The organism is Mycolicibacterium gadium (assembly GCF_010728925.1).
GTDB classification, from domain to species: Bacteria; Actinomycetota; Actinomycetes; order Mycobacteriales; family Mycobacteriaceae; genus Mycobacterium; species Mycobacterium gadium.
This window is the reverse complement of sequence record NZ_AP022608.1, coordinates 3,400,647-3,424,009: the sequence shown is the minus strand read 5'-3', so window position 1 is coordinate 3,424,009 and position 23,363 is coordinate 3,400,647. Positions and strand designations below refer to the sequence as shown.

Genomic DNA, 23,363 nt, shown 5'->3' with positions numbered 1-23,363 from the left:
GCGGACAGATCGCGGTTTCGAGCTGAATCGCGATCTGCCCGCAGTCTCGATGTAGTGGCTACTCGGACTCGACGGTGGTCGGCTCGATCGACTGTTGTCTGCCGCTATGGGCGACCTCGATCTTGCGCGGCTTCGCGCGCTCGGCGACCGGGATCGTCACGGTCAGCACGCCGTTCTCGTAGGTCGCCGAAATCGCCGATGCATCGATGCCTTCCCCGAGGGAAAGCTGCCTGCGGTAGGTGCCGAAGAACCGCTCGTTCGCCAACCACTGGACGGCGTCCTCTGAACGGGCGGTGCGATGCGCGGAGATCGTGAGGGTGCCGCTGTCGACGTCGACATCCACCGAACCGGGATCGATACCGGGCAGGTCGGCGGTCAGGACGTAATGATCATCGATCTTGCAGAGGTCCATCGGCATGAACCGAGGGGTCCGATTCGATCCGGTCTGGCTGGTCAGCAAGCCCCGGGTCAACGCATCAAGGTCACTGAACGGATCAAAACGCAGCACAGCAATCCACCTCCTCAATCGTTCAGAGCCCGCCACCCTGGCGGGCGACCAAATCACTGTGCACCTGCGAGATTAGCACTCGCATGCCGAGAGTGCCAGAACTTTTCAGCTAGTTTTCTCGACCGCGGCGACATGCGCGCCGCGCAGTGGTTCGGAGCACTGATCGCAGGTCAGGACTGGAACGAACTGGCGGCCACACGCCGTGTGGGCGAGGGCGACCGCGGGCCCCTCGGGTGACTGGTACCAGCGCTGCGCCCACTGCAGGGCGGTCACCAGGACCGGAAACAGCGCCCGCCCCTTCTCGGTCAGGCGGTATCGGTTGTCGGACATCTCGAACACCCCGTTGGCCGTGAAGGTCGCCAGCCGGTCGGCGATCGAGCCCGGGGGTGCGCCCAGCTGCGTCTGGAAATCGGTGAACCGACTCATCCCCACGAACGCGGCGACCAACAGCGCGAATCCCCATCGGTTGCCCATGACGCTCATCGTCTGAGGGAATAACCCTGCGGACTGATCGGACGCCGACCGTCGTCGTGTCGCCGCCACTGGAATCGACCGCGACCATGAGCCGCTCGGACCCCACTGTGCGACGACGTCCTTCTCGCTCGCAGCCTCTCCGCATGAGCCGCACGTGACCACCGGTGCGAAGTCGCCGCCGCACGATGCGTGACGCATGCCGGGCAGGGGATCGTCGTGGTCGGGCACCCAGTGGCGTTCCCACTCCCAGATCGACAGCAGCACCGGCCACAGCGATCGGGAGCGCTCGGTGATGACGTATTCCGAACGCGGTGGATTCGATTGATAGGAACGGCTTTTGAGCAGCGCTTCACCGGTCAACAATCGCAGCCGTGCCGTCAGCACGGAGTTCGATATGGGTAGCCGAGCGCGGAAGTCGCCGTAGCGGGCCGCCCCGAGGAGCGCCTGTTGGACGACGAGCAGGGTCCACTCGTCGCCGAGGAGCCCCAACATGCGTGCGACGGCGTTGGGGTCCGGCTTGGTCACCTACAGACCGACCGCGCCGGCCGCGGTGTCGGTGTCTCGCCAGCGCCGAAGCTCCGAGCCGGGTGCCCACGTCGAGTGGGTGCCGCTGGAAATCCTTTCCGGCAGTGCGAGTTTGCACACCGGTCCGTCGGTGAGTCGGGCCGCGTCGAACACCAGACAGTACGAGGCGTCGGCGTTCATGTCGGTGGTCAGCGTCACGAGGTAACCGTCGTCCTCGGCGCTGCTCCCCACCCGCGGTGCCATCGCGGTCTCGCTGCCGTACACGCCGTCGTCGAATGCGAAACGTTCCTCGGCGCCCGTCGCAACGTCGTGCTTCACCAAGCCGTCGAACAGGAACCATCCCGGCTTACCCGTTGCGGCATAGGTGTATCGGTACTCGCTGCCCGCGTAGCCACCGTTGATCATGCCGAATTCGGTCGTGGAGTCCGACAGGCGTTCTTCGCGCGTCTCACCGGTGACCAGGTTGAAACGCCAGCGATGAAGGTTGGTCTGCAACCCGTCGAGGGCGAGATACCGGAAAGCCTTCTTGTACTTGTCGCCGGTCAGGGTGTCGACCGGCGTGGGGTCACCTTCGAAGAAGCCGTCGAGGACGATCTCATCGCCGTCCTCGTAGGCGTTGACCCAGTGCAGGACGAAGGTTGGTTCGGCTTCGAACCACCGGATCTCCTCGGGGCCGCCGCGGCGGGGGATGACCGCGAACCGGGACGGCATATCTCGGTGAAAACCGGGGAAGTGGACGCCGGACTGCAGCAGCTTCGGATCCCAGAACAGCGGAAAGTCGTTGAGGATCGCATAGTTTTCGGTGAACGCCATGTCATGAGGGAGTCGCGGTCCGGGAAGCGGGATATCGGTGAAATGCACCAGATCATTGGCGGCGTCGACGACGCCGTAGCGCATGTATGGCGCTTCCTTGCTGTAGGTGAAGAACAGCAACTCGCCGGTGCGGTCGTCGACCTTCGGGTGCGCCGAAACCCCCCATTCGAAGGGGAACCCGCCGTTGAAGTCCTGCTTACCCAACGTGTTTCCAGTGAAGGGATCGATGCGGTACATGTCGCCGCACTGGTAGTGGCTCGTCAAGGCCGTGCCGCGGTGCACGATCACATCGGTACTCGACGCGTCCTTCATCAGCGTCCGTGCGCCCCAACCGTAGTCGCGTTTGGCGAGCTGGATCGGTTCGGCGAGGCCCGGCCACAACGGGCCGCCCTCCTCGTTCTCCGCGGCGAAACCGTCGGTACGCACGAACCTGTTGCGGTAGAACGCCTTTCCGTCACGGAATCCGACGACGTGCACCATGCCGTCGCCGTCGAACGGGTGGTAGAACTTCAGCGCGGGGTGCAGGGGGTTTTCGGTGTTGCGCAGGTACACGCCATCGAGGTCGTGCGGAATCTCGCCCTCGACCGCCTGCAGATCGTCGGCATCCCACTCGGTGGTCTGTGGGCGCCACGGTCCGGTGCGGTACGGATGGTCGTCGTCCTCTGGCAGCGTCGACAGAAACTTCCCGACGACCTCCACGTTCACACTCATCTCACACTCCGCTCACGACGAAACTGACGGTGGTGGCGGTGCTTCCGCCGAAGTTCAAGGTGCCGAACGTCTTTGCGCCCTCGACCTGGTAATCGCCCGCACCGCCGCTGACTTGCTTAGCGGCGTCCAGGAGCATGCGCACGCCGGACGCGCCGACGGGATGCCCGCCGCCGATCAGGCCGCCGCTGGGGTTGATCGGCAGCAGCCCACCCATCTCGATCTCGCCGTTCTCGATGGCTTTCCACGATTCGCCGGGTCCGGTGAGGCCGATGTGGTCGATCGCGAGATACTCGCTCGGCGTGAAGCAGTCGTGCACCTCGAAGCCGTCGACGTCATCGAGGGTGACGCGCGCCCGGTCGAACGCGTCGAGCACCGCCGTGCGCACGTGGGGCAACACGTAGGGGTGGTCGGCCGAATGGTCGAGTTTCTGCTGCAGGCCGAGGCCGACGGTGCGGTGGCCCCAGCCGTCGATTCGTCCGAGCGGACGTGCGGCGGGGTGGTCGCGCAGCCAATCGTCGGTGACGAGGACGATGCCCGCGGCCCCGTCGGTCATCTGGCTGCAGTCGAAGCGACGGATGCGCCCGTCGATTACGGGGTTCGCGTCGTCATCGGCGGTGATCGGGTCCGGAACCGCCCACCCTCGCGTCTGCGCATTGGGGTTGTTGCGCGCGTTGGCGAAGTTGACTTGGGCGATCGCGCGCAGGTGCGCGTCGTCGATGCCGTAGCGGCGGTCGTACTCGGCGGCCAGTCTGTCGAACATGTGCGGCCACATGAATTTGACGCCGGCGCCCTCGTGGTCGGTCCACGCCGCCGCGCCGAGGTACTGGGCGGCGGTGTCGCCGTGCACCGTCTTCTCCAGCTCGACGCCCAGAACCAACGCGGTTCGGTATGCGCCCGAACGGAGATCCGCGATAGCCGCCAGTGTCGCGACACTGCCCGAGGCACACGCGGCCTCGTGCCTCGACGCGGGCGTGTCCCACAAGCCGCTGTTGACGGTGGCGGGCATGGCGCCGAGGTGGCCCTGCCTGGCGAACATCTCGCCGAAGGCGTTGCCCAGGTGTACGACCTCAATGTCGGATGCGGCGACCTTTGCGGAGGCGAGTGTGGAGTCCACGACTTCGCAGGTCAGGTCGGCGAAATCGTGTCCCTCACGGGTGAGGTTACGGGCGAAATCACTCTGATACCCACCGAGGATCCAGACATTGGAGGCGCCCATGCATGGTCACGTTACTACAATTAAGAGAGTGACTCTAGAAAGTCGGCCCCGTCGGCACTCAGGTCTGAACCGACGGAACCTTGGCCGTGCGTAGAGGTCGACCACCACGCAAGCCTCTACTGGGACTGCCCGCTGTGTGAGATGGCAAACGTTCGTGTATCGGACAGCTGGATTGGGAAGACTGTAGCGATGACTGACGTACGGAACCACGACCTGGCTCGCCGCATGGCCGAGTTGGCGCGCGCTGCCGCGTCGCCTCGCAGTGTCGGCGAAGTCTTGTCCGACGTCACCGAGACGGCGAAAGAACTGATTCCGGGTGTCGACACGGCGGGGGTTCTGCTCGTCGGCAGGAACGGCAAGTACGAATCGCTGGCCGGCACCTCCGAGCTACCTCACACCCTCGACGACCTGCAGATGAAGTTCGACGAGGGGCCTTGCGTGCAGGCTGCGATAGACGATCTGATCGTGCGCACCGACGATTTCCGGACCGAGAAGCGCTGGCCGAAATATTCGCCCGCAGTCGTCGAGCTCGGTGTGCTCAGTGGGCTGTCGGTCAAGCTGTATACCGCCGATCGGACCGCTGGCGCGCTGAATATGTTCAGTTTCGAAGCGAATTCGTTCGACGGCGAGGATGAGACCATCGCGACTGTTCTCGCCGCGCACGCGGCTGCGGCGATTCTGGCGAGTAGGCAGGGTGAGCAATTGCAATCGGCGCTGACCACCAGGGACCGAATCGGCCAGGCCAAGGGCATCATCATGGAGCGATACAACGTCGACGACGTGCGGGCGTTCGAGATGCTCAGACGGCTCTCGCAGGACAGCAATACTCGGCTGGCCGACATTGCTCAACGGGTCATCGATACTCGGAGCGGTAATGACTCGCGCGACGGCGGTTAATCGGTCTTGGCGGGACTGGGTCCGTGAGAACGGACTATTGCTGGCATGCCTCGGTTTCTTCGCGGTGTTCTTCGCGGGCATGGTCGTTTCCGGTGCCGCAACCTACAACCAGGAACAACTCGAACACGGTTCGCCCGAACAGCTTTCGGTGCTGCAATACCTCACCACCGGGAACTTCATCGAGGCGACGTTCGAGAACTGGGAATCAGAGTTTCTTCAGATGGGGATGTACGTCGTCCTGACCGCGTTGCTGTACCAGAAAGGCTCATCGGAGTCCAAGCCGTTGAAGAAGCCTGCACCTCAGGATGCCGATCCCCGCGAAGCCGCCAAGCGGAGTTCACCTTGGCCTGTGCGGCACGGCGGATGGCCGCTGGCCGTCTATGAGCATTCGTTGGTGATCGCGTTCTTCGCGCTGTTCTTTGCATCGTGGGCGCTGCACGCACTTGGCGGTGTCAGCGCTTTCAACGAGGAGCAGCTCCAGCACGGGCAGTCGGCGATCTCGATGTGGCGGTACGTGACCACCGCGCAGTTCTGGTTCGAGTCGATGCAGAACTGGCAGAGCGAGTTCATTGCGGTCGCGGCGATCATCGGACTGTCGATCTTCCTGCGCCAGCGCGGGTCTGCCGAATCGAAACCCGTCGCCGATCCGCACCGTGAGACGAGCGCTTGACCGAGCCGGCGCCACCATTCCAACCGGTCTATCGCGCCCTCGACGGTTTCGCGGGCGGCGATGTTCAGCTTGGCTGGGCCACGATGGAAGACACTGGCATGAAAGACGTGATCTTGGGCCGATACGCTAAAGGCGCTGTGCTGGTGGGCATTTCAGCAGGCGCGGTGCAACTGGGATGTTACGGTCTCGGCCAGACGAATGCATCGACGCCGTTCGAGGTGTTCGGGCTTGTCCGCCTGGTCGTCGACACACATGACGAGCGCGCCGGGTGGGCGCGGCTGGCGCGCACGATTGATCTGCTCGACGGAACGGTCGCCGGGCTCGGGATCCCCTCCGGTGGCGGAGTCATCGTGCACCCGGATGCCACGATCGAGCCGCTGCGACGGGCCGCCCACGAATTCCGTTCAGAGCGTGGAAGGATCGCGCACTCACTGCTCCACCCGGAATGTCGTTAGTTGTGCGGATCCCGCGCATCGACCTCATGACGTGTCACAATGAGGTGGCCGACACTCGATGAAGGAACCGATCGTGGAGTTTCCCAGGGGGGCCCTTAGTTGGCCGGATCGCCGGCTATGGGCTGCTCGGCTGTTCGCACTGCGGGCCGCTGTTCTCCGTTTCATCGAGCAGTATCCGTGGGCCGTGGGGGCGATCGCGGTGCCGTTGACGATCATTGCCCTGGCCGGCGTGGCTATGCTCCCTCTGCTCTTCGTGCCACTGCTGTTGCTCATCGGCGTCGCGTTGATCGTGATCGAGTATTACGCGGATCAGCAGACGCCGGGCGAGTACGCGGCGAGCGCGGCGGGCGGGGCCCCGAGGTGGAATCTCCGGTCGCGAATGGGCCGATTCAGGCTGCCGGGCAGCTCCAAGTGGCCGCAGATGATCACGGAAGCGCGCGCTCGGGCGGAAGCCGTCGCCGCCGAGTCGCTGGCCTCCGCAGCCCGAGCCCTGGCCGCTGACGCCAGGAAGCAGGCAGACGTCGCGCAGTCCCGGGCGCGGGCAAACCAGCCGCATTTCGAGGGTGTCACCGATCACCCGAAGGACGTGTGAACCTCCAGCCGAAGAAAACCAGCGGTCGGTGCTTCCGGCGAGTCGAACCTCTTTGACCGGTGCTCTGCGTTCGGCCCTGAGTTGGCGGATTGTCAGACGGCCATCAGAGCTGCGGTCACTTCCGGCTCGACATTGGCTGCAACTCCCGGCGTCGGCAGGGAGATGGTCACGTTGCTGATGTCGATGACACCGTAGGCGAAGTTGCTCGCGTAGGGGGTCGCCGTGCCGGTGATCTGTAGTTCGAGATCGTCGACGTTCGACGTCGCGGGATCGCCGGTGTTCGTGTACGTCCACACGATGTTCTCCATCGCGATGTCGACATGCTGGTCCGTGCCGTCGAGCGTGACAGGAACCGGCGTGACGATGTTGCCGACCACCAGACCGGTCTTCTTGTCGACGATCTGCGCGAAGACGTGGCGGGTGAGGCCGACGCCTGAGTAGTCGAACGACAGCGTCGGCGCTCCCACGACCGTCGTGCTCTCGCCCACCGGCACGTCGGCTTGAATCGGCACGGTGATGGAATTTTCCTCCGGCGCTGGCGCGGCCAGACCCAGCGATTGCGGCGACCCCGCCAAAGTCTGCGGACCCGATCCCCTGGTGAAAACCGTGAAGAAGAGGCGGCCGCCGTCGGCTTGAGAAGCGACGATTGGTGTGCCGCCGGTGTAGAAGCCGGTGTCAGTCGGGATGAGGTCGGACGTGTACCACTGACCGTTCTGGTCGACGAACTGGAACTTCGGTATCTCGTTGTCCTGACCCAACAGGTAGTTGCCGAGGAAGTCGATCGTGTTCTCGCGCAGCCGGACCTCTTGGTCTGCGAGCTGGTCCGCGTCCTCGGTCAGGCACACGCCGTGGCCGCCGCAGTACCAGATCATCCTGATGTCCTCAGCCGGCGTTCCGATGGTGGCTGCATTGGTTAGGGCCTGATCGAGCGGGAACAACACGTCGACGGTGCCCTGGATGAACATCGTCGGCGTGTCGATCTGGTCGATGAAATCGAAGGGACCGCTACGCCGCAGCAGGGCGATCTGGCTCGGCGTGAGGACACCCAGAGCGTCGCCGGTGATGATGCCGGTGTAGAGCTGCGGGTTGATCCTGGCCCCCGATGCGACCAGCGAAAGCAGCAACAGCGACGCGTACGAGGTCTTGAAGGCTTCTCTGGGATAGAGGGCATCCTCGAGTGAGTTCCACGCGATTCCGGGCACGATCACGTCGATGCGCCGGTCGTTGATGGCGGTGGCGAATTGGATTCCGCCGCCGTAAGATCCGCCGACCATGCCGATGGCCGGATCGGTGTCGTCACCCGGCACGGCGGACGGGTTGTTGTCGGTCTCGGAATCGTTGTCGAAGGCGGGATGGGTGAAGTCGGCGTTGTCGACGACCCAATCGATGATGCCGACCACGTCTCGACCCTCGAACTCAGGAGAGTCCAGCTGAAGCACGCCGCCGGAGGCGAACTCGCCTCGCGGGTCCCATGTGACGACGTTGTAGCCCGCCTCGCGCAGGAAGTTGATGCCTGGCACCAGGCCATCGACCGTACTCGGCGCGTTCGGATCGATGTTGCCTGCGCTCGCCAGGCCTGGGCCGTTGAGGACTGTGGGTGCCGTGGTGTTGCCGGTGGGGTCAGCCGCGACGGAGTAGGCGGGGAAGTAGTTGGTGCTGATGAGCGCTCCGTCGACGGGTGAGGCGATCATCACCGTGAACGCGACGGGCTGCTCGCCAGGCGCGTACTGCTGCACCGCGATCGTTTCTTCAGTGACCAGGGAGGGCCCGATGAGCGGCGCCATCGCCGCGCCCACCCCGGGAGTCGAGTAGAGGATCGCGAAAGTCGGTTGGTAGATCGCCCCGAACAGCGGGAGGCCCAGGAGCGTCGCGACGAACGGCGTCGGCTGGGCGACGACCACGCCGAACGTTTCGGTTTGGCTGCGATCTTGCACCGACGAGAAGTCAGGCAGGTAGGTGAAATTGCCTTGCGGGTCGAGGAATACCTTGCCGCCGCCGCTGGGTTGGCTGGCGACGAGATAAATCACGCCGTCTTCATGATTTGCCGTGTTGTCCCCGCTGATGACGCCGTTGACGAGCGAAATCGTCGGGTCGTAGATGAGCGAGGTCGCTGTCGGCGCCAAAACCGCTTGCGACGTCAATGATTCGATGCCGATCTCGCGGCGTGCCGCCCCCGCGAGTATCAGCGCGAACGGTGAGTCCACGCCGGCGGGCGTCCCGGGCGCGCCTCCGGCCAACGGATTGGCGATGTTGAGCGCCACCGCCAAGGGTGTCGTCGCACGGGTGATCGTCGACGGTGCCGACACAGTGCCCGGTGGGGTGACGATACGCGGCGGAGTCCACAGTGGCGTCGAGACCGTCTGCGTGGTCACCGCGGACCGTCCGGCGACTGCCTGAGAAGACGCGACCCAATCCTTCACCGCCGTTGCGGTGTTCACGAATTGGTTGGCGACGACGTTGGTGGTCGGTGCCGCACCGTTGCCCGAATCGTCGTGAGGTGATGTCGGTGCATCGGCGCGGTCGGTCCGCGCAGCGGGGCGGTCGGTCAGCGGCCTCGTCGAGCGCACCACGGTGTGGTCGGCTGCGTTCTGGATCGCATCGGCCACACGCTTCTTGGTCTCGGCGATCTGGTTCGGAATCGCTGCGGTCGTCTGAGAGGCGGATATCGGGCCTGTGAGGTGGCGCCCGCCGACGTCGGCGAGCGTCGGAAGCTTGAGGTCGATTTTGCGGGGACGGGGCTTGACGGTGTCGTTTGTGGTGGTGGTACCCCCGCCTTGGGTGTCGCCGCCGTTTTGCGAGGAATCGTCGCTGGCCGGTGTCGCGTTGGCAACTCCCTGGCCGGAGAAGATCGCGGCGCCCACCCCGAGAGCCACTGCCAACCCCCCGATTCGACCGATGTAGCTTGCAGCGCTCATTTGCTTCCTCCTTGCCGGTGATCAGCAGCCGACGCTACGCGCGTCTAACTGGGACGATGACCGGAATAGAGGAGAAAATTTATGACGGCGATAATTTTTGCTGGATGAGCATGGCCGTGGGTGAACGGCGGCCCATCGGGGCCGCGTGGTCGACCCCGGCCGACGAATGCCGAGCCGCGATTCGAGTGAAGTTCGACTGAAATCTGTGCCCCGTCAGGGTTTTCGAACCCCGGACTCGCTGATCAAGAGAACGTCACTGGCTAACTCTGACCTGCGGCGATGATCTGGGCTAGCTCAGATCAGCCCAGCCAGAGCCACGTTTCTGTAGCTATTTGGGAAGCGTCTTCGGTCGGCCTAAGGCGGCTGCAGTTAACTGCAACTCGCCCGAGTGTGGAGACCCGATGGAGACCCTGACGGGTTTGCTGGCCCAACACGGAACGGAAACGCTGGCAGCGCGGGGCGGTCGTTTAGTCGGTTCTCACCGGCATGACCGGCGCCCAACTTTGGCCTGTCAGCGGTATCCGGCCGTAAGTCGCTCGCGCCTCCCGACGCAATGGGGGATGCTCACGCTGACCCAGGTGCTGGCCGCCGCGATCTTCTCTCCGGCGATGATGTTCTCGCTGATGGCGTTGGCAGCGGCGGCATTTCGGGCCGGGCAGCGTGATCCGGAGATCACCCAGGCGTTCAGTGACTTCTCTGGCTGTGGTTCATCGGCATCGTCGTCACCATCGTCATGACGACGTAGCGGCCTGCGAGATGCTGACGCGTTGAAACTCTTGCAGGACAGCAACGTTCCATTGGCTGATATCGCGCAATGGGTCGGGGTCCAGTGCAATCCTCGAACCAGAAGACCAGCGCAGGATGGTCATCCACCGCATCACGCAAGACCATCTGCTAAGTGTTGCAATACGAGTCCCCGGGCCTGCGGGTAGTCCCGAAGCGCGGCGGCGAGTAACTCACCCAACTCACGAACCACCGTTATGTCTACGCCACGGTTCTGCATCAGATCGGCTACCCAGGTGAAAGTCTCGGCCACCGGGCGCGGATCACACGTTAGGAGTGCCGCCGACACGGCATGCAAGACCAAGTTCAGCACGTCCTCGGCATCAGTGAGCGAGACGGCGGAAGGGGCCTCGCCTGCGACGAGAAACGCGGCCGTCAGCGACCACCGCTCGCGCAGCAGCGCGAACAGCCGACGGCGATCAAGTTCCAACGCGGCCTGCTCGGTAGCCGGCCCCTCAGGCAGCGGCGGCGCCGGTGACACGACTGCCGGAAGCCCCTCCATCGCGGCGACCGCGCCCTCAGCATCCCGAGCCCATGCCGTCGCACCCAGCGCCCGGGCACGTACATCGTCATCACCGAATGCCGCGCCGCCCACGACCACCGGCACTCCCGCTGCGGTACTTGCCTCGATGAGCCGCCTGGTCGCGGGTAGGGCTCCGAGCATTGAGCAGCTCACGGCGACCGCCTCGGGTCCAAGGTCGTGGATGTACTGGTTCAGCCGCAGTGCTGACGTCGATGCTCCGAGCAGGGTCGTGTCCCAGCCGTGGGCACTCAAAGCGCAGGCGATGATCATCGCCGGAAGGGCGTGCCATTCCCGTTCTGCACACGCCACGACGAGCCGCCCGCGGGTGGCCGGTGACCGGCGGACATACTTCATCACCGTCTTCGTCGCGGCAACGGCCATCGCGGTCGCCGCGTGCTCCTGGGCCACGGTCCATTCGCCGCGTGTCCATCGGACGCCAACAGCACGTTGTGCCGCAGCGATGGCGTCGGTCAACACGGTGACCGGTGGAGTACCAGCGGAAAGCATGTCGTTGACCAACGCGATCATCACCGCGGTGTCGCCGGACTCGGCTGCGTTCTCGTAGCTTGCCAGCATGTCGGACCTATGTACCGCAAGTGATGGCTAGCAGCGCGATGTCATCATGGTTGCGACCGTCGAGGTACTCGACAACGCTCTGTTCGACGGCATCGCAGATCACCTCCGGTGAAGCTCCGGCGTAGGGGGGCAGGAACGCCTCCAGCCGCTCCACGCCGTAGAACCCGTCCTCACCTTCGGCCTCATCGAGACCGTCGCTGAACATCAGCATGGCGTCGCCGCGATCCAGGCGGACGGCCGCCGCCTGATAACGCGCGTCTGGAGTAGGCCCGATCGCCATACCCGAGACGTCGATTTTCTGCACCCGTCCGTTCGCGCGCAGCACTATTGGCGCCTGATGACCGGCCACAGCCAACTCGATCTCCGCGTCGCTTCCATCGGGCGCGCTGCGCATCCGTGCGCAGACGAGGGTCACGAAGCGGTCGTAATCCGCCTCGTAGAACACGCTGTTGAGCGCGCCGAGAACTACTGTCGGGGAGCGGTCGAAATGCGCCGCTGTGCGGATGCTCTGTCGGGCGCGGTCGGTCAGCACTGCTGCTTCGACGCCTTTTCCGGACACATCGCCGAGTGAGATGAGCCAGTCGTCACCCGTCCCGTAGACGTCGTAGAAGTCGCCACCGATATCCAGGTGCTCGGCGGCGGGCCGGTAGCTCGCGGCGATGCGCACCCCGGGGATCTCGGGCAGCTTGCGTGGGCGCACGGAGTGCTGAAGCTCTGATGCAATGAGGCTGCGTTCCTCGTACATCCGCGCGGAAGCGAGTGCCAGCGCAGCGCGGGCGGCGATTTGCTCGGCGAAGGCAATCTCGTCGTCATCGAAGCTTCCTCCAAAGCCTCGGGCGATCACCAGTGCCCCGAGCGTGGTGCCGCGTGCAGTAAGGCCGAGACCAAGCAATGTCACGGGACGCAGTTCAGCTGCCTCGGCGACGAGCGCGCGGTGGGTGACCATGTTGGACAGCTCGTCGGTGGAGTCGGCGGCGACGCACAGTTCGGTGCGGCCCGTCCGCAGGACTCGGTCCAGCCCCGGCCCCACAACAGAGTCGCGCTCGACGACAGTGCCGGAACCGCCGTCACTGCCGCCGAACAGCATCAGCCCGCCGGAAACACTGTCAGAGATGACCAGCACGGCCCAGTCGGCCAGCCGCGGCCGGAACATGCTGATGAGACGGAGCGCCGTTCGGCGCATGTCGAGTGAACCGGTCAGGCTCAGAACCTCTTCGGACAGCTGAGTGCGAGCGTCAGCTAGAGCGAACTGATCAATCTCTGCGGCCATCGAATCAACTCCGTCGCCGAACTGCTATGTGCACCAGATCAACCCAGCCGGAGCGCACAGTGAAAATGCACCGCGTGGTCTATGAATGTGCGTTGGCACGGTCAGACTATGCATACGATCCGGAGCCCGCTACGCGCGTGCACCTGGAAAAGAACCGGTGGCCCCGGTGGATTGCTGTCCCCTTTTCAGCAATGCACTCAACACCGATGATGCCACACCGCTATCACGCGACGTCGGATAACTGGCCGGCGACCTAGACCGTTCATGCTGCGAGTCGGCGGGGCTCCGCCAGACCCGGACCGGCACAGGACTCGAAGCCGGGCTGCTCAGCCACGCTCAACTCCCTCATCTCGGGAGTGTCAAGGATCAACCGAAGTGGGTGTAAAGCATCAGCCGAAACACTGTCAGCCATCAACCGACATAGAAAACGTCAAGCATCACCCGACGCCATACAAAGCAAAAAGTGCCCCCGGCAGGATTCGAACCTGCGACACCGGCTTTAGGAGAGCCTGCAAGCTCATCTGGTGACAGTCTCGAAAGTGGTCCTGAACTGGCGATATGGCGCCAATCGGTGCCACCCGAAACCATGGCGTGTCGCAGATTCACCGACCAGGCACCGACCACAGATCAGCGTTCGATTCCGGGCTCATTAACGAGCGAAGCCCCCGGCTGCAACCGAGGGCTTCATCACGGAGGCGAATATGGAAACCACCGATCTTGCGTGCGTGACGAGTCTATCGCGGGCGCTTAACGACAGCACCGTTCCGGCGATTCGGGGCGGTGTGCGATGAGCCAGTCCGACGATGAGTGGTTGGTTGACGTCGAGGGCCCGAACGTAGTCGTTACGGTCAAATCGGGCTCCCAGACGGAGCGCCGAGTTCTCGGCCAACATCAAACGCGCGTGCTGAGGGAACAGCTACGCCTCGCAGATCTGCTCGCCAGGCGTAACAGGTGGGTGAGTGGTTCAGTTCCATCTCCCATCGAGGACGCGGCCGGAGACTTCTCAATCAGCGGCGTCCGGGTGCAACCAGCGACGCTGGATGGCCCGGCTCCGAGGCCAACGGTGCCAGCCGACGATGATGCCGACAGCGGCGAGCTGCTGGAGCAAATGCGCGAGGAACGTGGTCGCGCGATAGACGGTTCTGAGGACGACGATGCCCAAGCAGACGTGAGGGCAAGGCGTCTGGAAGCAATCAGGCTGACCTCTGGAGCGCTGGACGAGGTGGCGAAGGCGTACGCCGAAGGGCTGGCGCCCCTGGATGACGACGACGCTTGGGCAAGGTCCGCGCGTGCAGGCATGGCTTTCCCGGGCCGCTGGGAGATAAGGGCCGAGGGCAACGGGGTCTTCTTCAGTGTTCCCGGGAGCGCCGTCGATGGAGAATTTCACCTGACCAGTTCCGAGGCGCTGGCGGTTGGCGTGCTGATGATTCAAGTATCGCAGCGGCAGTGGGCAGAGAAACGACTCAACGACTCGCAGCTGCGTGAGCTTCAGAGCCGATTGTTACGCGTCACGCGATACGAAGAGCTGCTTGAAGTTATCGGGCGTGGGTGGAACGAAATGGCCTCGCAGTCCGCGTCCAGTGACGCATATGAGATCAGGATTGTGCCCTCGCCTGCTCAGGGGAATGACATATTCGAGGCCTGGCATTCATCGAAACCGACGCCGTTGGTGTCTGCGCTCGCTTTCCGCGGTGCCTGGCTGCTGTATGTAGATCCGGAAGTGGCGGAGGTTGTCCATGATCCCGTCAGCTTCACGGGTATGAAGATCGAGAGTCGGCTGGCTGCGCTCGACTGGGTCGATACGTTCGCACAGAGATATGTTTCGGTCGCAGAAAGTATTCCGCGTACAACGGGCCGCGACGATGAAGCTCCTGACAGCGATCTGGAAACCGATGCAGGAGATCAAGGATGAGCCCGGACACCTCAATGCTCTGCGACGACTGGACGGGCAGGACGGCGGACCGGAGCGCTTGCGCGACGGGCCAGAGTCCTGCCGGCGCGAGCGAAGCGAGCGCCCTTGGTAGTACTCAGAGTTATTGCTTCACCAGTCCGATTCGTGGCGATGCCGCGGTAGAAGGGCGAATGGAGCAGCGTCGGGATCGGTTGGCGGCGCGGGTGATGCTCTGGACGGCTTCATCGCTAAAGGCTGTCCGGTGCTGTGGGCGGATGCTGCATAACGACGCTGTCGGCGACCCGGACGATGGTCAGGCCGTCGTAGTTAAGCGTCGCGAAGTGGATGGCCAGAACATTGCTAGTTTCGGCGGGTTGATGACGTGCGGGTCGGTGTGGTCATGTCCGCGTTGTTCGGCGGTGATAGCGCATGAACGAGCCACCGAGATAGGCAACGCAGTGCGTGAGTGTTGCGACCGTGGCGGAAGCGTGTACTTGCTGACTCTGACCATGCGTCACGGCGGTCGAGATAAGTTGGCAGATCTTTGGGATGCGCTGAGTTCAGGATGGCGTAGCTCATTCGGCACGCGCGCCTGGACGGGTCAGAAAGAGCGAACAGTCGAGCGGGCTGGCCGGCCGACTACGGTCCGGTCCGTGATGGGCGACGCAGAGCGGTTCGACATCGCTGGGGTCACACGTGTCGTGGAGGCGACCTATGGCTCACCTGCGGACGGAGGCAACGGCTGGCACCTCCATATCCACGCTCTCCTTTTCTCGGCCACCTCTTTGGCGACCGGTCTTGTCCAAGACCTGCCTGTGGTATTTCGGGCCGTCGACCCAGCCTGGTTGAGTCGAGTCGTTCTCGCGTCTCGGCTTCATGAGCGTTGGTCTGCTGGTTTGCGAAAGCACGGGCTCAGCGAGACAGGCTCTGTAGCAGTTGATTTGCGGGAAGTCTCGAATTCCGGCGCGGAGTATGTCGGCCGCTACCTTGCGAAAGCTACTTATGAGGCCGCCGAGCAAGTCGGTATGGAGATCGCGAGAGGTCAGATCACCAAGGAGGGTCGCACGAAGAGAAACCGAACGCCGTTCCAACTGCTGTCCGACTTAGCCGCCTCTGTAGACGCTCGGGGCTTTGGTGTGCGTACTCCGCGGCGGTGGTCGGTGGAACAGGCAGGCGGCGGTGACTGGGCTGTCATCGACCGGGAGACTGGCGAGGTTGTGCACGTGACACCCCCTGGGGAGTGGCGAGTTTGGCATGAGTGGGAGCAAGCTTCGAAAGGTAGGCGCCAACTCCTGTGGTCGCGTCGGCGTAGGGACCCGGCATCCATCCGCGAAGCGATGTGGAACGACCTCCTAGATGCGCGCGGCGCAAGCGCCGAGGACTCCGACGAGGTGCTTGCGTCGCGTGAGGTTGACGCAGAAGTGTTGGGCGAGATCAGCCGGCGAGACTGGTACCGAATCGTCGTTTGGCGACCTAGCCTGTGGACGGCACTGCTTGACGCTGCCGAGTCGGGGGGTCAGATAGCCGTCGACGATCTGTGCTCGCGGAATGGGGTTGAGTTTGTGCCGCAGCGAAGACTGCGGCTAGCGGGCTGAGCCCAAAAGCCTTTGCGGGAACGCTTTCCGGTGGCGCATCTGTGCGGGCTCGCTAACGTGTCTTCGTCGCAGGTGGTGCCGCTGACCGGTCGATGACTGAAGGGTTGACACGGTAGTCCGCGCTGAAAGGTGCGGCCCGCCACGATGTTGGCTTCGGCCTTCAGAAGCATTCCCAGATGCCTGCTATGCGAGTGAGTGCTCGCGGAACGGCGTCAAGTGCAGCGGAGGTTGAGGCTAACGGGTTGAGAATGTGAGGTCCGCTCTCAGAGCTGCCGTAGCACGATTTGTGAGTTGGGGGGTTAAATCGCGTGGCTGGCGGGGTGTGCTGCGAAGCGCCGAGCGCAGCGGTCGGAGCAGAACCAGAGATCATGGTCGTTGTGACGCAGATGGTGGGTGGCGGTGCGTGGGTCGATGCGGATGCCGCAGACCGGATCGGTGGGGTATTGCGACGGCGGTAGCTGCACCCTGTACACCGCCACTGGGGCGCTGATATTGCGTAGCTCGGTCTCGCCCATCGGGTGGGCTGCGACGCCGCGCGCTCTACACGCGGTCAGGATCGGTTCGGTGATGACGGCGTGCCCGGCGCCTGCGAGTGCGGTGACGCGTGCGGCGGTGTTGACGGCATGGCCGAAGTAGTCGTGGTGGCGCCGGACTGCGCTGCCGTGGTGAATTCCGGCGCGTAGTCCGAGGAAGCCGTCCTCGTCTGCGGCGCGGTCGGCGAGGTCAAGGATGGTCGCCATCATCGTGTCAGGGTCGTGGGCGTGGAGCATCACGGCATCACCCATCGCCTTCACCAGCGTGACATCGAGGGCCAACGAGTCACGCGTCAGTTCGACTAGCCGCCCGGCGAGGTAAGCGGCTTGCTCGTCGCCGCACATTTCGGTTAGGGCGGTGAAGCCGGACAGATCGACGAACGCGAAAGTCGCGTCGGCGGCGGCGGTCTCACGCATGCTGTCCACCGTCGGCTTCGCGATCGGTGTGTCTGACTTTGGTGGTGTCGTGACGGCCGGTGCGCAGGCGCCCCAGTCCTGGCAGGAAGCGCCCAACCCTTGCGGCGTAGCGGGCGTAGGGCTCACCGTGGACGCGTTTCAGGTGGGGCTCTTCGATGCGGCGTACTTGCGCTTCAATGCCGGTGAAGGCAAGGAACCAGCCGATGAGTGCAACGAGGTTGGGGACCATGAGCGCAAGGCCGAGTAGTGCAACGAGCACCGCAGTGAAGATGGGGTTGCGCACCCAACCGAACGGGCCGCCGGTGACTAGTGCGGTGCGTTCATTTTGGTCGACCCCGATCCGCCAGGATGCACCCAGCGCCATCTGTGCACCGAAGGCGGTCAGAATGCCCATTACCGCTAGGGCCACGCCGAGCACGTAGACGGGAAGGTGCTGCAACACGCTCATGGGTGATAGCCCCAGCCAGTGCGCCAGCGGGCCGCCGACACCGACCATGAGGTAGCCGATGTCGGTGGCGGTGAGCGCTGACCATCCCAGCGAGCCCCGTGGAGACAGTGTGCGCCGGTTGCCGCTGTCCCCGGTGCGGCGGCGCTGGATGAGGGTGCGCAGCGCCCCAGCGATCAGCATCATGACCACGAACAGGGCCAGCGCGGCGGCGGCCATCATCGACCACCTGCCGCAGCGAGTGGCTTGGCGGCGACGCCGAGCAGATAGTCGCCCTGGATGCGGGTCACCGATCCGAGGATGACCAAACCCTGCCGGCTCACCTCGTCGAGGAAGTCCTCGGCCGTGAACCGGTCGTCTGTCGGATGGTCGAACAACCGCCGATAAGTGAGACGGTTGAGGGCGTGGGCGGTGACTTCTTCGAAGTAGAATCGCCCACCTGGGGTGAGCACTCTGGCGGCTTCGGCTACCGCGGCCCGCCAGTCGGGGACGTGGTGGATGATCCCGAAGTCGAACACGGCGTCGTAGCTGCCATCGTCGGCGTCGAGCGCCGCCCTCAGATCGGTGGCGCTGCCGGTGGCCAGGTGTACCCGGTCACCGTAGGGGGCGAGCTGGGCTCGCGCCCGTTCGATCATTGCCGGGTCCAGATCGAGGGCGTCGATCCGCGCGGCGCCGAAGCGCTGCAGCACCAGCTGCGAGCCGTAGCCCGATCCGCAGCCGATTTCGAGGGCTCTGCTGCCCGGGGGGAGCCGACCGCCGAAACGCAGTAGTACCGGTACCTCATAGAGGCGTTGCAGCCAGCGCCGAGGCGGCGAGTTGATCAGAGCTGTTTCTGCCCGGTTCATCAGCACCGTGGACTCCTTTCCCAGTCGACAGGCCGGTCGCCACCAGCGTCCGAATGATCGTCGGCTGTGGGTGGCATCGTCCTTTAACGATCTATAGTGGACGCTATCATCGTTTTGTGACGATGAATAGACCTGGTGGCGATGCAGCTGCTGGACCGCGCTGGGGTGGCGCGGCGCTGCTGCGCCCGGGGGTGTTGGCCTTTACCGGATCAATCGGCCCCACTGACGTGCATGCCCACCATGCCGTTCAAGTCATCACCGCGACAACGGCTTTGACGGTGCTCGACGAGCACGGCGCGCGACACGTCGGGATGAAGGTGGTCGTGCCCGCCGATGCGCCACATCGGATCGAGGTCGGCGCCCAGGAGGGCACGGTGGTGTTCCTGGAACCCGAATCCGCGCCGGGACGGTCCGCGCACTCCCGTGCCGTCGGTTCCGGATGGACGGTCACCCCAGTGCTGGGTCCTACCCGTCGGCGAGCGTTGGCGACCGTGGTTGACGAGCTGATCGCGCACCTGGCGCCCGTCACTGCCGACTACGCCACCGCAGCGCGGCATCCCGCCGTCGATGACGCGTTGCGGCTGTTGCCCGACCTGGTGGCGGCGGGTCCGGTCACTGGTACCGAACTTGCTGCCCAGCTCTACCTGTCGGCGAGCCGGTTGACTCATTTGTTCACCGAGCAGGTCGGTATCCCGTTGCGGCGTTACGTGTTGTGGTCACGGTTGCGGGCCGCGATCACCCGGGTGCAGGACGGTGATGACCTGACCGGCGCCGCGCACGGGGCGGGATTCGCCGACAGCGCCCACCTCACTCGCACCACCCGCGAGATGTTCGGCTTGGCGCCCTCGGTGCTGAGCCGGCACGTGTCCTGGGACCTCGACAGCAGATAGCCGAATCATTCAAGCCCTGCTACGTCGGTGACCGCGACGATCGAAGGCATGAGCACGACTTCTTCGACATCGACCGCGACCACCGCGGCCCAGGCGGTGGCCCGCTACGGCTACGTGCCGTTCATGCTGATCGGTCTCAACGGGGCGGGTGTCGCGGTGGCCGCCGCTGGCGCCCCGAAGTACTGGCTGCTGGTGATTCTGGCGGCGGCGATCGCCACGGCGTTTCTGGTGGAGCGGGTGATCCCGTATGACCCGCAGTGGAACCACGACCGCGCCGATGGCACCCGCGACCGCATCCACGTCGCGGTCAACGAAACCCTCATCCTGGCCAGCGTCGCGGCTATCCCGCTGCTGGCCGCGATCGTCCCCGCGCCCCAGTTATGGCCCCACAGCTGGCCTTTCGTCGCACAGGTGCTGGCCGCGATCCTGGTCGCCGACTTCGGCATCACCGTGGTGCATCTGGCCAGCCACAAGATCGGCGTGTTGTGGCGCTTTCACGCGGTGCACCACAGCATCACCCGCTTCTACGGCCTCAACGGTCTGATGAAGCACCCGCTGCACCAGACCGTGGAGATGGCCGCCGGTGTGGCACCCCTGATCCTGATCGGGTTGCCCGTCGACGTGGCTTCCGCGCTGGCCCTGGCCGTGGCGATCCAGCTGCTGCTGCAGCACTCCAACGCCGACTACCGCATCGGGCCGGCCAAGTACGTTCTGGCCCTCAACGAAGGACATCGTTTTCACCACCTCAAATGGGCCGGCGTCGGGGACGTCAACTTCGGGTTGTTCACCCTGGTGTGGGATCACCTGATGCGCACCTACTCCTATGACCCCGCCCGGCGCTTCGACTCCACCCAGCTGGGCATGGCTGCCAAACCCGACTACCCCAGCAGCTATCTGCGCCAGATGATCTACCCGTTCACCTCCGGCGGCGGCTGCACCCTGGCACCCGACACCGACATCCCTGTGGCAGAGACACGGCCCCCGAAATTCGGTTCACCCTCGAACTAGGCCGATCGTGCAACGCAACGCAGTTGTGACATCAACCCGGTCACTGAGTCTGCTAGCCGCTCGGGTTAGGCCAGAGCCAGGAACAGCTTCTCCAGCTCGGCCTCGGTCATGGGTTGTTGTCCCTCGGTGGCCTCTCCGGTCAGGCATTCGCGTAAGCCGGTGGCGACGATCTTGAAGCCGGCCTTGTCCAGGGCGCGCGACACCGCGGCTAGTTGGGTGACGACGTCTTTGCAGTCGCGACCCTGTTCGATCATCGAGATCACCCCGGCAAGCTGGCCCTGGGCCCGACGCAACCTATTGAGTACCGCGGCAATGGCGTCTTCGTCACCGACCATGAATATGGTTCCTCTCAACAGCGGGGTTAACCTCCCATGTTACCCGTGGGGGTATTCCTTTGGGCAGTTCTCACGTGGCGATCCGAGTCGGGATGAGACGGCGCAGGGGGCAGTAGGCGTACCGGACACACGCGAATGTCATGGTGGCGGCCACGGCGGTGAAGGACGCGGCGGCGATTCCCACGCCAGGGTGAATCTCTTGGGACACAATGACCGAGGACATCGCAAGGACAAACCAGCCGAAAGCCTTTCGCAACAGGTCGGGGTTGACCATGGCGGTCAGGCGGGCACCGACCAGGGCGCCGATCGCGGCCGCGGTGGCTACTGCCAGCGCCGCCGCCCAATCGATCTGCACGCTGGACAGATAGCCGCCCAGGCCCGCGAACGAGTTCATCGAGATCACGATCAACGAGGTGCCGACCGCGACCGGCATCGGCAACCCACCCAGCACCGCGAGGGCGGGCACCACCAGAAATCCTCCGCCAGCGCCGACCAAGCCGGTCAGCAGGCCAACCGCCAGGCCCTCGACGAGGATCTTCCACAGATGTGGTCCGTCAGCGGCGACGGCGGCCGAACGGCCGCGCAGCATCGCGACCGCCGTGGCGGCCATCATCGCGGCGAAGCCGATGAGCAGGACCGTGCCCGGAATGAACCGGGCCAGTTGTCCGCCGCCGTAGGCGCCCGCCATGCCCGCTGCGCCGAAGGTCAGGCCCGTGCGCCAGTGCACCCGGGCGGCCCGTGCGTGGGAGATCCCGCCGATCGTGCTGGTAACGCCGACGACCACCAGCGAGGTGGCGATGGCCTGCTTGGCGTCCATGCCTGCGACGTAGGTGAGCAGCGGCACCATCAGGATCGAGCCGCCGCCGCCGAGTAAACCCAGCACCATGCCGACGATCAGGGCCAGGCCGACGGTGAGCACGGTCATCGTCACGGCGAATCCCTTCAGATGGTGGTTGCGTCATATACCTGGGGGGGTATAGTTACGTACTGTGGCATACCCCAGGGGGTACCTGCAACTCTGTATCCGTCGCCCTGGGGCCGCTGGGGCGGTGACACTCGCCGCCACACACGAAAGGACTCTTCCCACCATGAAATTCATCCAGTACTACTTGGACTGTCTGTCCCACGCGTCGTATCTGATTGCCGATGAGAGCACCGGCCGCGCAGTCGTCGTCGATCCCCAGCGCGATGTTGCGGAGTATCTGTCGGATGCCGAAAAGCTGGGCTGCCGAATCGAACTCGTCATCGAGACTCACTTCCACGCCGATTTCGTGTCCGGTCACCTGGAGCTAGCCGCAGCCACCGGCGCCACGATCGTGTACTCCTCGGTCGCGCAGACCGAGTTCGCGTCGATGGGTGTCGCCGACGGCCAGCGCTATGGCCTGGGTGAGGTCACGCTGGAGTTCCGCCACACCCCAGGGCACACACCCGAGTCGATGAGCATCGTGGTCGAGCGCCGCGGCGATGAGGTCCCCTACGGCGTCCTGACCGGCGATACCTTGTTCATCGGTGACGTCGGGCGGCCCGATCTGCTCGCCTCCATCGGGTTCACCCGCGAACAGCTGGCTGGCATGCTGTACGACTCGCTGCACACCAAGCTGATGACACTGCCTGATGCCACTCGGGTGTACCCGGCACACGGCGCGGGTTCGGCCTGCGGCAAGAACCTTTCCACCGACCTGTGGTCGACCCTCGGCGAGCAGAAGCTGACCAACTACGCGGTGCGCGCTGCCGACAAGGCCACGTTCATGGATCTGGTCACCCAAGGACAACCGCCCGCTCCCAGCTACTTCGGCTATGACGCCATGCTCAACCGCGAGGACCGCGAACTCCTCGATGAGACGAAGATGCCGGCTGCGATGACCTACACCCAGGTCCTCGACGCGCTCAACGGCGGCGCACTCTTGGTCGATGGCCGTAGCCCCGAAGAATTCGCGTTAGGCCACCTTTCTCGCGCCATCAACATCGGACTGGAGGGCCGCTATGCAGAATTCGCCGGGTCGGTGCTGCCCTCCGACGTCGACATCGTGTTGTTCAGCGAGCCCGGCCTGGAACTGGAAGGCAAGAATCGTCTTGCGCGTATCGGTTTCGACCGCGTCATCGGCTACCTCGACCGCCCGTTCGAGGTCATGTTCGAACACCGAGATGACGTGCAGATCGCTCCGCGGTTGACGGCCAAATCCTTCGACCAGCGCACCTCCGAATTGACCGACGTGCAGGTCGTCGACGTGCGCAACCCGGGCGAGGTCGCGGCGGGAAGCATCCCGAATGCCGTCGCGATCCCCGTGGGCCAGCTGCCCAGCCGGTCCGGTGAACTGGATCCCGCCAAGCCGACGGTGGTGTACTGCGCCGGCGGTTACCGCTCCTCGGTCGCCGCGAGCCTGTTGCGTCAGCGCGGATTTGGGGACGTGAGCGACATCGTGGGCGGCTTCAACGCCTGGGAAGCCGCTCAACAGAATGCTTAGGTAAGTAAGCG

20 protein-coding genes and 1 pseudogene are annotated in these 23,363 nt (G+C 64.5%); 9 read left to right on the top strand and 12 right to left on the bottom strand.

Annotated features, from left to right (window positions below):
- Positions 1–58: 58 nt before the first annotated feature.
- The 4 genes from G6N36_RS16815 to G6N36_RS16800 all read right to left on the bottom strand — a co-directional run bounded on the left by G6N36_RS16815 (position 59) and on the right by G6N36_RS16800 (position 4,247).
- Positions 59–508: an Hsp20/alpha crystallin family protein gene (locus tag G6N36_RS16815; RefSeq protein ID WP_163687781.1), complete on the bottom strand. Its 450-nt coding sequence runs from the start codon at positions 506–508 to the stop codon at positions 59–61.
- Between the two features lie 105 nt (positions 509–613).
- Positions 614–1,474, bottom strand: coding sequence for a winged helix-turn-helix transcriptional regulator (locus G6N36_RS16810; RefSeq protein WP_163690727.1), 861 nt, complete (start codon positions 1,472–1,474; stop codon positions 614–616).
- A gap of 33 nt (positions 1,475–1,507) precedes the next feature.
- Positions 1,508–3,031, bottom strand: a complete 1,524-nt coding sequence (locus tag G6N36_RS16805; protein ID WP_163687778.1) for a carotenoid oxygenase family protein — start codon at positions 3,029–3,031, stop codon at positions 1,508–1,510.
- A 1-nt stretch (position 3,032) separates the two neighbouring features.
- Positions 3,033–4,247, bottom strand: a complete 1,215-nt coding sequence (locus tag G6N36_RS16800) for an acetyl-CoA acetyltransferase (RefSeq protein ID WP_163687775.1) — start codon at positions 4,245–4,247, stop codon at positions 3,033–3,035.
- Positions 4,248–4,436: 189 nt separating this feature from the next.
- Between G6N36_RS16800 and G6N36_RS16795 the strand changes: the two genes are divergently transcribed.
- The 4 genes and pseudogenes from G6N36_RS16795 (at position 4,437) to G6N36_RS16780 (ending at position 6,861) form a co-directional block, all read left to right on the top strand.
- Positions 4,437–5,144 carry a GAF and ANTAR domain-containing protein gene (locus G6N36_RS16795; RefSeq protein WP_163687772.1) on the top strand — a complete coding sequence of 236 codons (708 nt, stop codon included), beginning with the start codon at positions 4,437–4,439 and terminating at the stop codon, positions 5,142–5,144.
- Positions 5,122–5,814 carry a DUF6766 family protein gene (locus G6N36_RS16790; protein ID WP_163687770.1) on the top strand — a complete coding sequence of 231 codons (693 nt, stop codon included), beginning with the start codon at positions 5,122–5,124 and terminating at the stop codon, positions 5,812–5,814. Before G6N36_RS16795 ends, G6N36_RS16790 begins: the two co-directional genes overlap by 23 nt.
- 8 nt (positions 5,815–5,822) lie before the next feature.
- Positions 5,823–6,269 (top strand): annotated as a pseudogene (locus G6N36_RS16785) (peptidase); the annotation flags it as partial.
- 58 nt (positions 6,270–6,327) lie between these two features.
- Positions 6,328–6,861: a hypothetical protein gene (locus tag G6N36_RS16780; RefSeq protein WP_163683898.1), complete on the top strand. Its 534-nt coding sequence runs from the start codon at positions 6,328–6,330 to the stop codon at positions 6,859–6,861.
- Positions 6,862–6,953: 92 nt separating this feature from the next.
- Here the strand turns inward: G6N36_RS16780 and G6N36_RS16775 are convergent, their stop codons facing one another.
- Entirely contained in the window at positions 6,954–9,776 is a 2,823-nt protein-coding gene (locus G6N36_RS16775; protein ID WP_163687764.1) for a CocE/NonD family hydrolase, read from the bottom strand.
- A gap of 401 nt (positions 9,777–10,177) precedes the next feature.
- Here G6N36_RS16775 and G6N36_RS29870 point away from each other — a divergent pair, with 401 nt between their 5' ends.
- Positions 10,178–10,513, top strand: a complete 336-nt coding sequence (locus tag G6N36_RS29870; protein ID WP_235690086.1) for a hypothetical protein — start codon at positions 10,178–10,180, stop codon at positions 10,511–10,513.
- Positions 10,514–10,653: 140 nt separating this feature from the next.
- Here the strand turns inward: G6N36_RS29870 and G6N36_RS16765 are convergent, their stop codons facing one another.
- Together G6N36_RS16765 and G6N36_RS16760 are read right to left on the bottom strand one after the other, a co-directional pair.
- Positions 10,654–11,658 carry a cobalamin B12-binding domain-containing protein gene (locus tag G6N36_RS16765; RefSeq protein WP_163687761.1) on the bottom strand — a complete coding sequence of 335 codons (1,005 nt, stop codon included), beginning with the start codon at positions 11,656–11,658 and terminating at the stop codon, positions 10,654–10,656.
- Positions 11,659–11,665: 7 nt separating this feature from the next.
- Positions 11,666–12,928: a PP2C family protein-serine/threonine phosphatase gene (locus tag G6N36_RS16760; RefSeq protein WP_163687758.1), complete on the bottom strand. Its 1,263-nt coding sequence runs from the start codon at positions 12,926–12,928 to the stop codon at positions 11,666–11,668.
- A 787-nt stretch (positions 12,929–13,715) separates the two neighbouring features.
- Here G6N36_RS16760 and G6N36_RS16755 point away from each other — a divergent pair.
- Positions 13,716–14,840, top strand: a complete 1,125-nt coding sequence (locus tag G6N36_RS16755; protein ID WP_163687756.1) for a hypothetical protein — start codon at positions 13,716–13,718, stop codon at positions 14,838–14,840.
- A gap of 1,873 nt (positions 14,841–16,713) precedes the next feature.
- Here G6N36_RS16755 and G6N36_RS16750 read toward each other — a convergent pair.
- From G6N36_RS16750 to G6N36_RS16740, 3 genes are read right to left on the bottom strand one after another with little or no spacing between them, the layout of a single operon-like run.
- On the bottom strand, positions 16,714–17,364 hold the full coding sequence (locus tag G6N36_RS16750; protein WP_163687753.1) for an adenylate/guanylate cyclase domain-containing protein: 651 nt from the start codon (positions 17,362–17,364) through the stop codon (positions 16,714–16,716).
- Positions 17,357–18,031, bottom strand: coding sequence for a methyltransferase family protein (locus tag G6N36_RS16745; protein WP_179964801.1), 675 nt, complete (start codon positions 18,029–18,031; stop codon positions 17,357–17,359). The genes G6N36_RS16750 and G6N36_RS16745 overlap by 8 nt, the downstream gene beginning before the upstream one ends.
- Positions 18,028–18,654 carry a class I SAM-dependent methyltransferase gene (locus G6N36_RS16740; RefSeq protein ID WP_163687751.1) on the bottom strand — a complete coding sequence of 209 codons (627 nt, stop codon included), beginning with the start codon at positions 18,652–18,654 and terminating at the stop codon, positions 18,028–18,030. Before G6N36_RS16740 ends, G6N36_RS16745 begins: the two co-directional genes overlap by 4 nt.
- A 122-nt stretch (positions 18,655–18,776) precedes the next feature.
- Between G6N36_RS16740 and G6N36_RS16735 the strand changes: the two genes are divergently transcribed.
- Together G6N36_RS16735 and G6N36_RS16730 are read left to right on the top strand one after the other, a co-directional pair.
- A complete protein-coding gene (locus G6N36_RS16735) occupies positions 18,777–19,544 on the top strand; it encodes a helix-turn-helix domain-containing protein (RefSeq protein ID WP_170311171.1) in 768 nt (255 codons plus the stop codon).
- Between the two features lie 48 nt (positions 19,545–19,592).
- Positions 19,593–20,552, top strand: coding sequence for a sterol desaturase family protein (locus G6N36_RS16730; RefSeq protein ID WP_235690085.1), 960 nt, complete (start codon positions 19,593–19,595; stop codon positions 20,550–20,552).
- A gap of 65 nt (positions 20,553–20,617) precedes the next feature.
- Here the strand turns inward: G6N36_RS16730 and G6N36_RS16725 are convergent, their stop codons facing one another.
- Positions 20,618–20,887, bottom strand: coding sequence for a metal-sensitive transcriptional regulator (locus G6N36_RS16725; protein ID WP_137146001.1), 270 nt, complete (start codon positions 20,885–20,887; stop codon positions 20,618–20,620).
- Between the two features lie 70 nt (positions 20,888–20,957).
- A complete protein-coding gene (locus G6N36_RS16720; protein WP_163690725.1) occupies positions 20,958–21,812 on the bottom strand; it encodes a sulfite exporter TauE/SafE family protein in 855 nt (284 codons plus the stop codon).
- Between the two features lie 163 nt (positions 21,813–21,975).
- Between G6N36_RS16720 and G6N36_RS16715 the strand changes: the two genes are divergently transcribed.
- On the top strand, positions 21,976–23,352 hold the full coding sequence (locus G6N36_RS16715; RefSeq protein ID WP_163687746.1) for an MBL fold metallo-hydrolase: 1,377 nt from the start codon (positions 21,976–21,978) through the stop codon (positions 23,350–23,352).
- Positions 23,353–23,363: the final 11 nt, after the last annotated feature.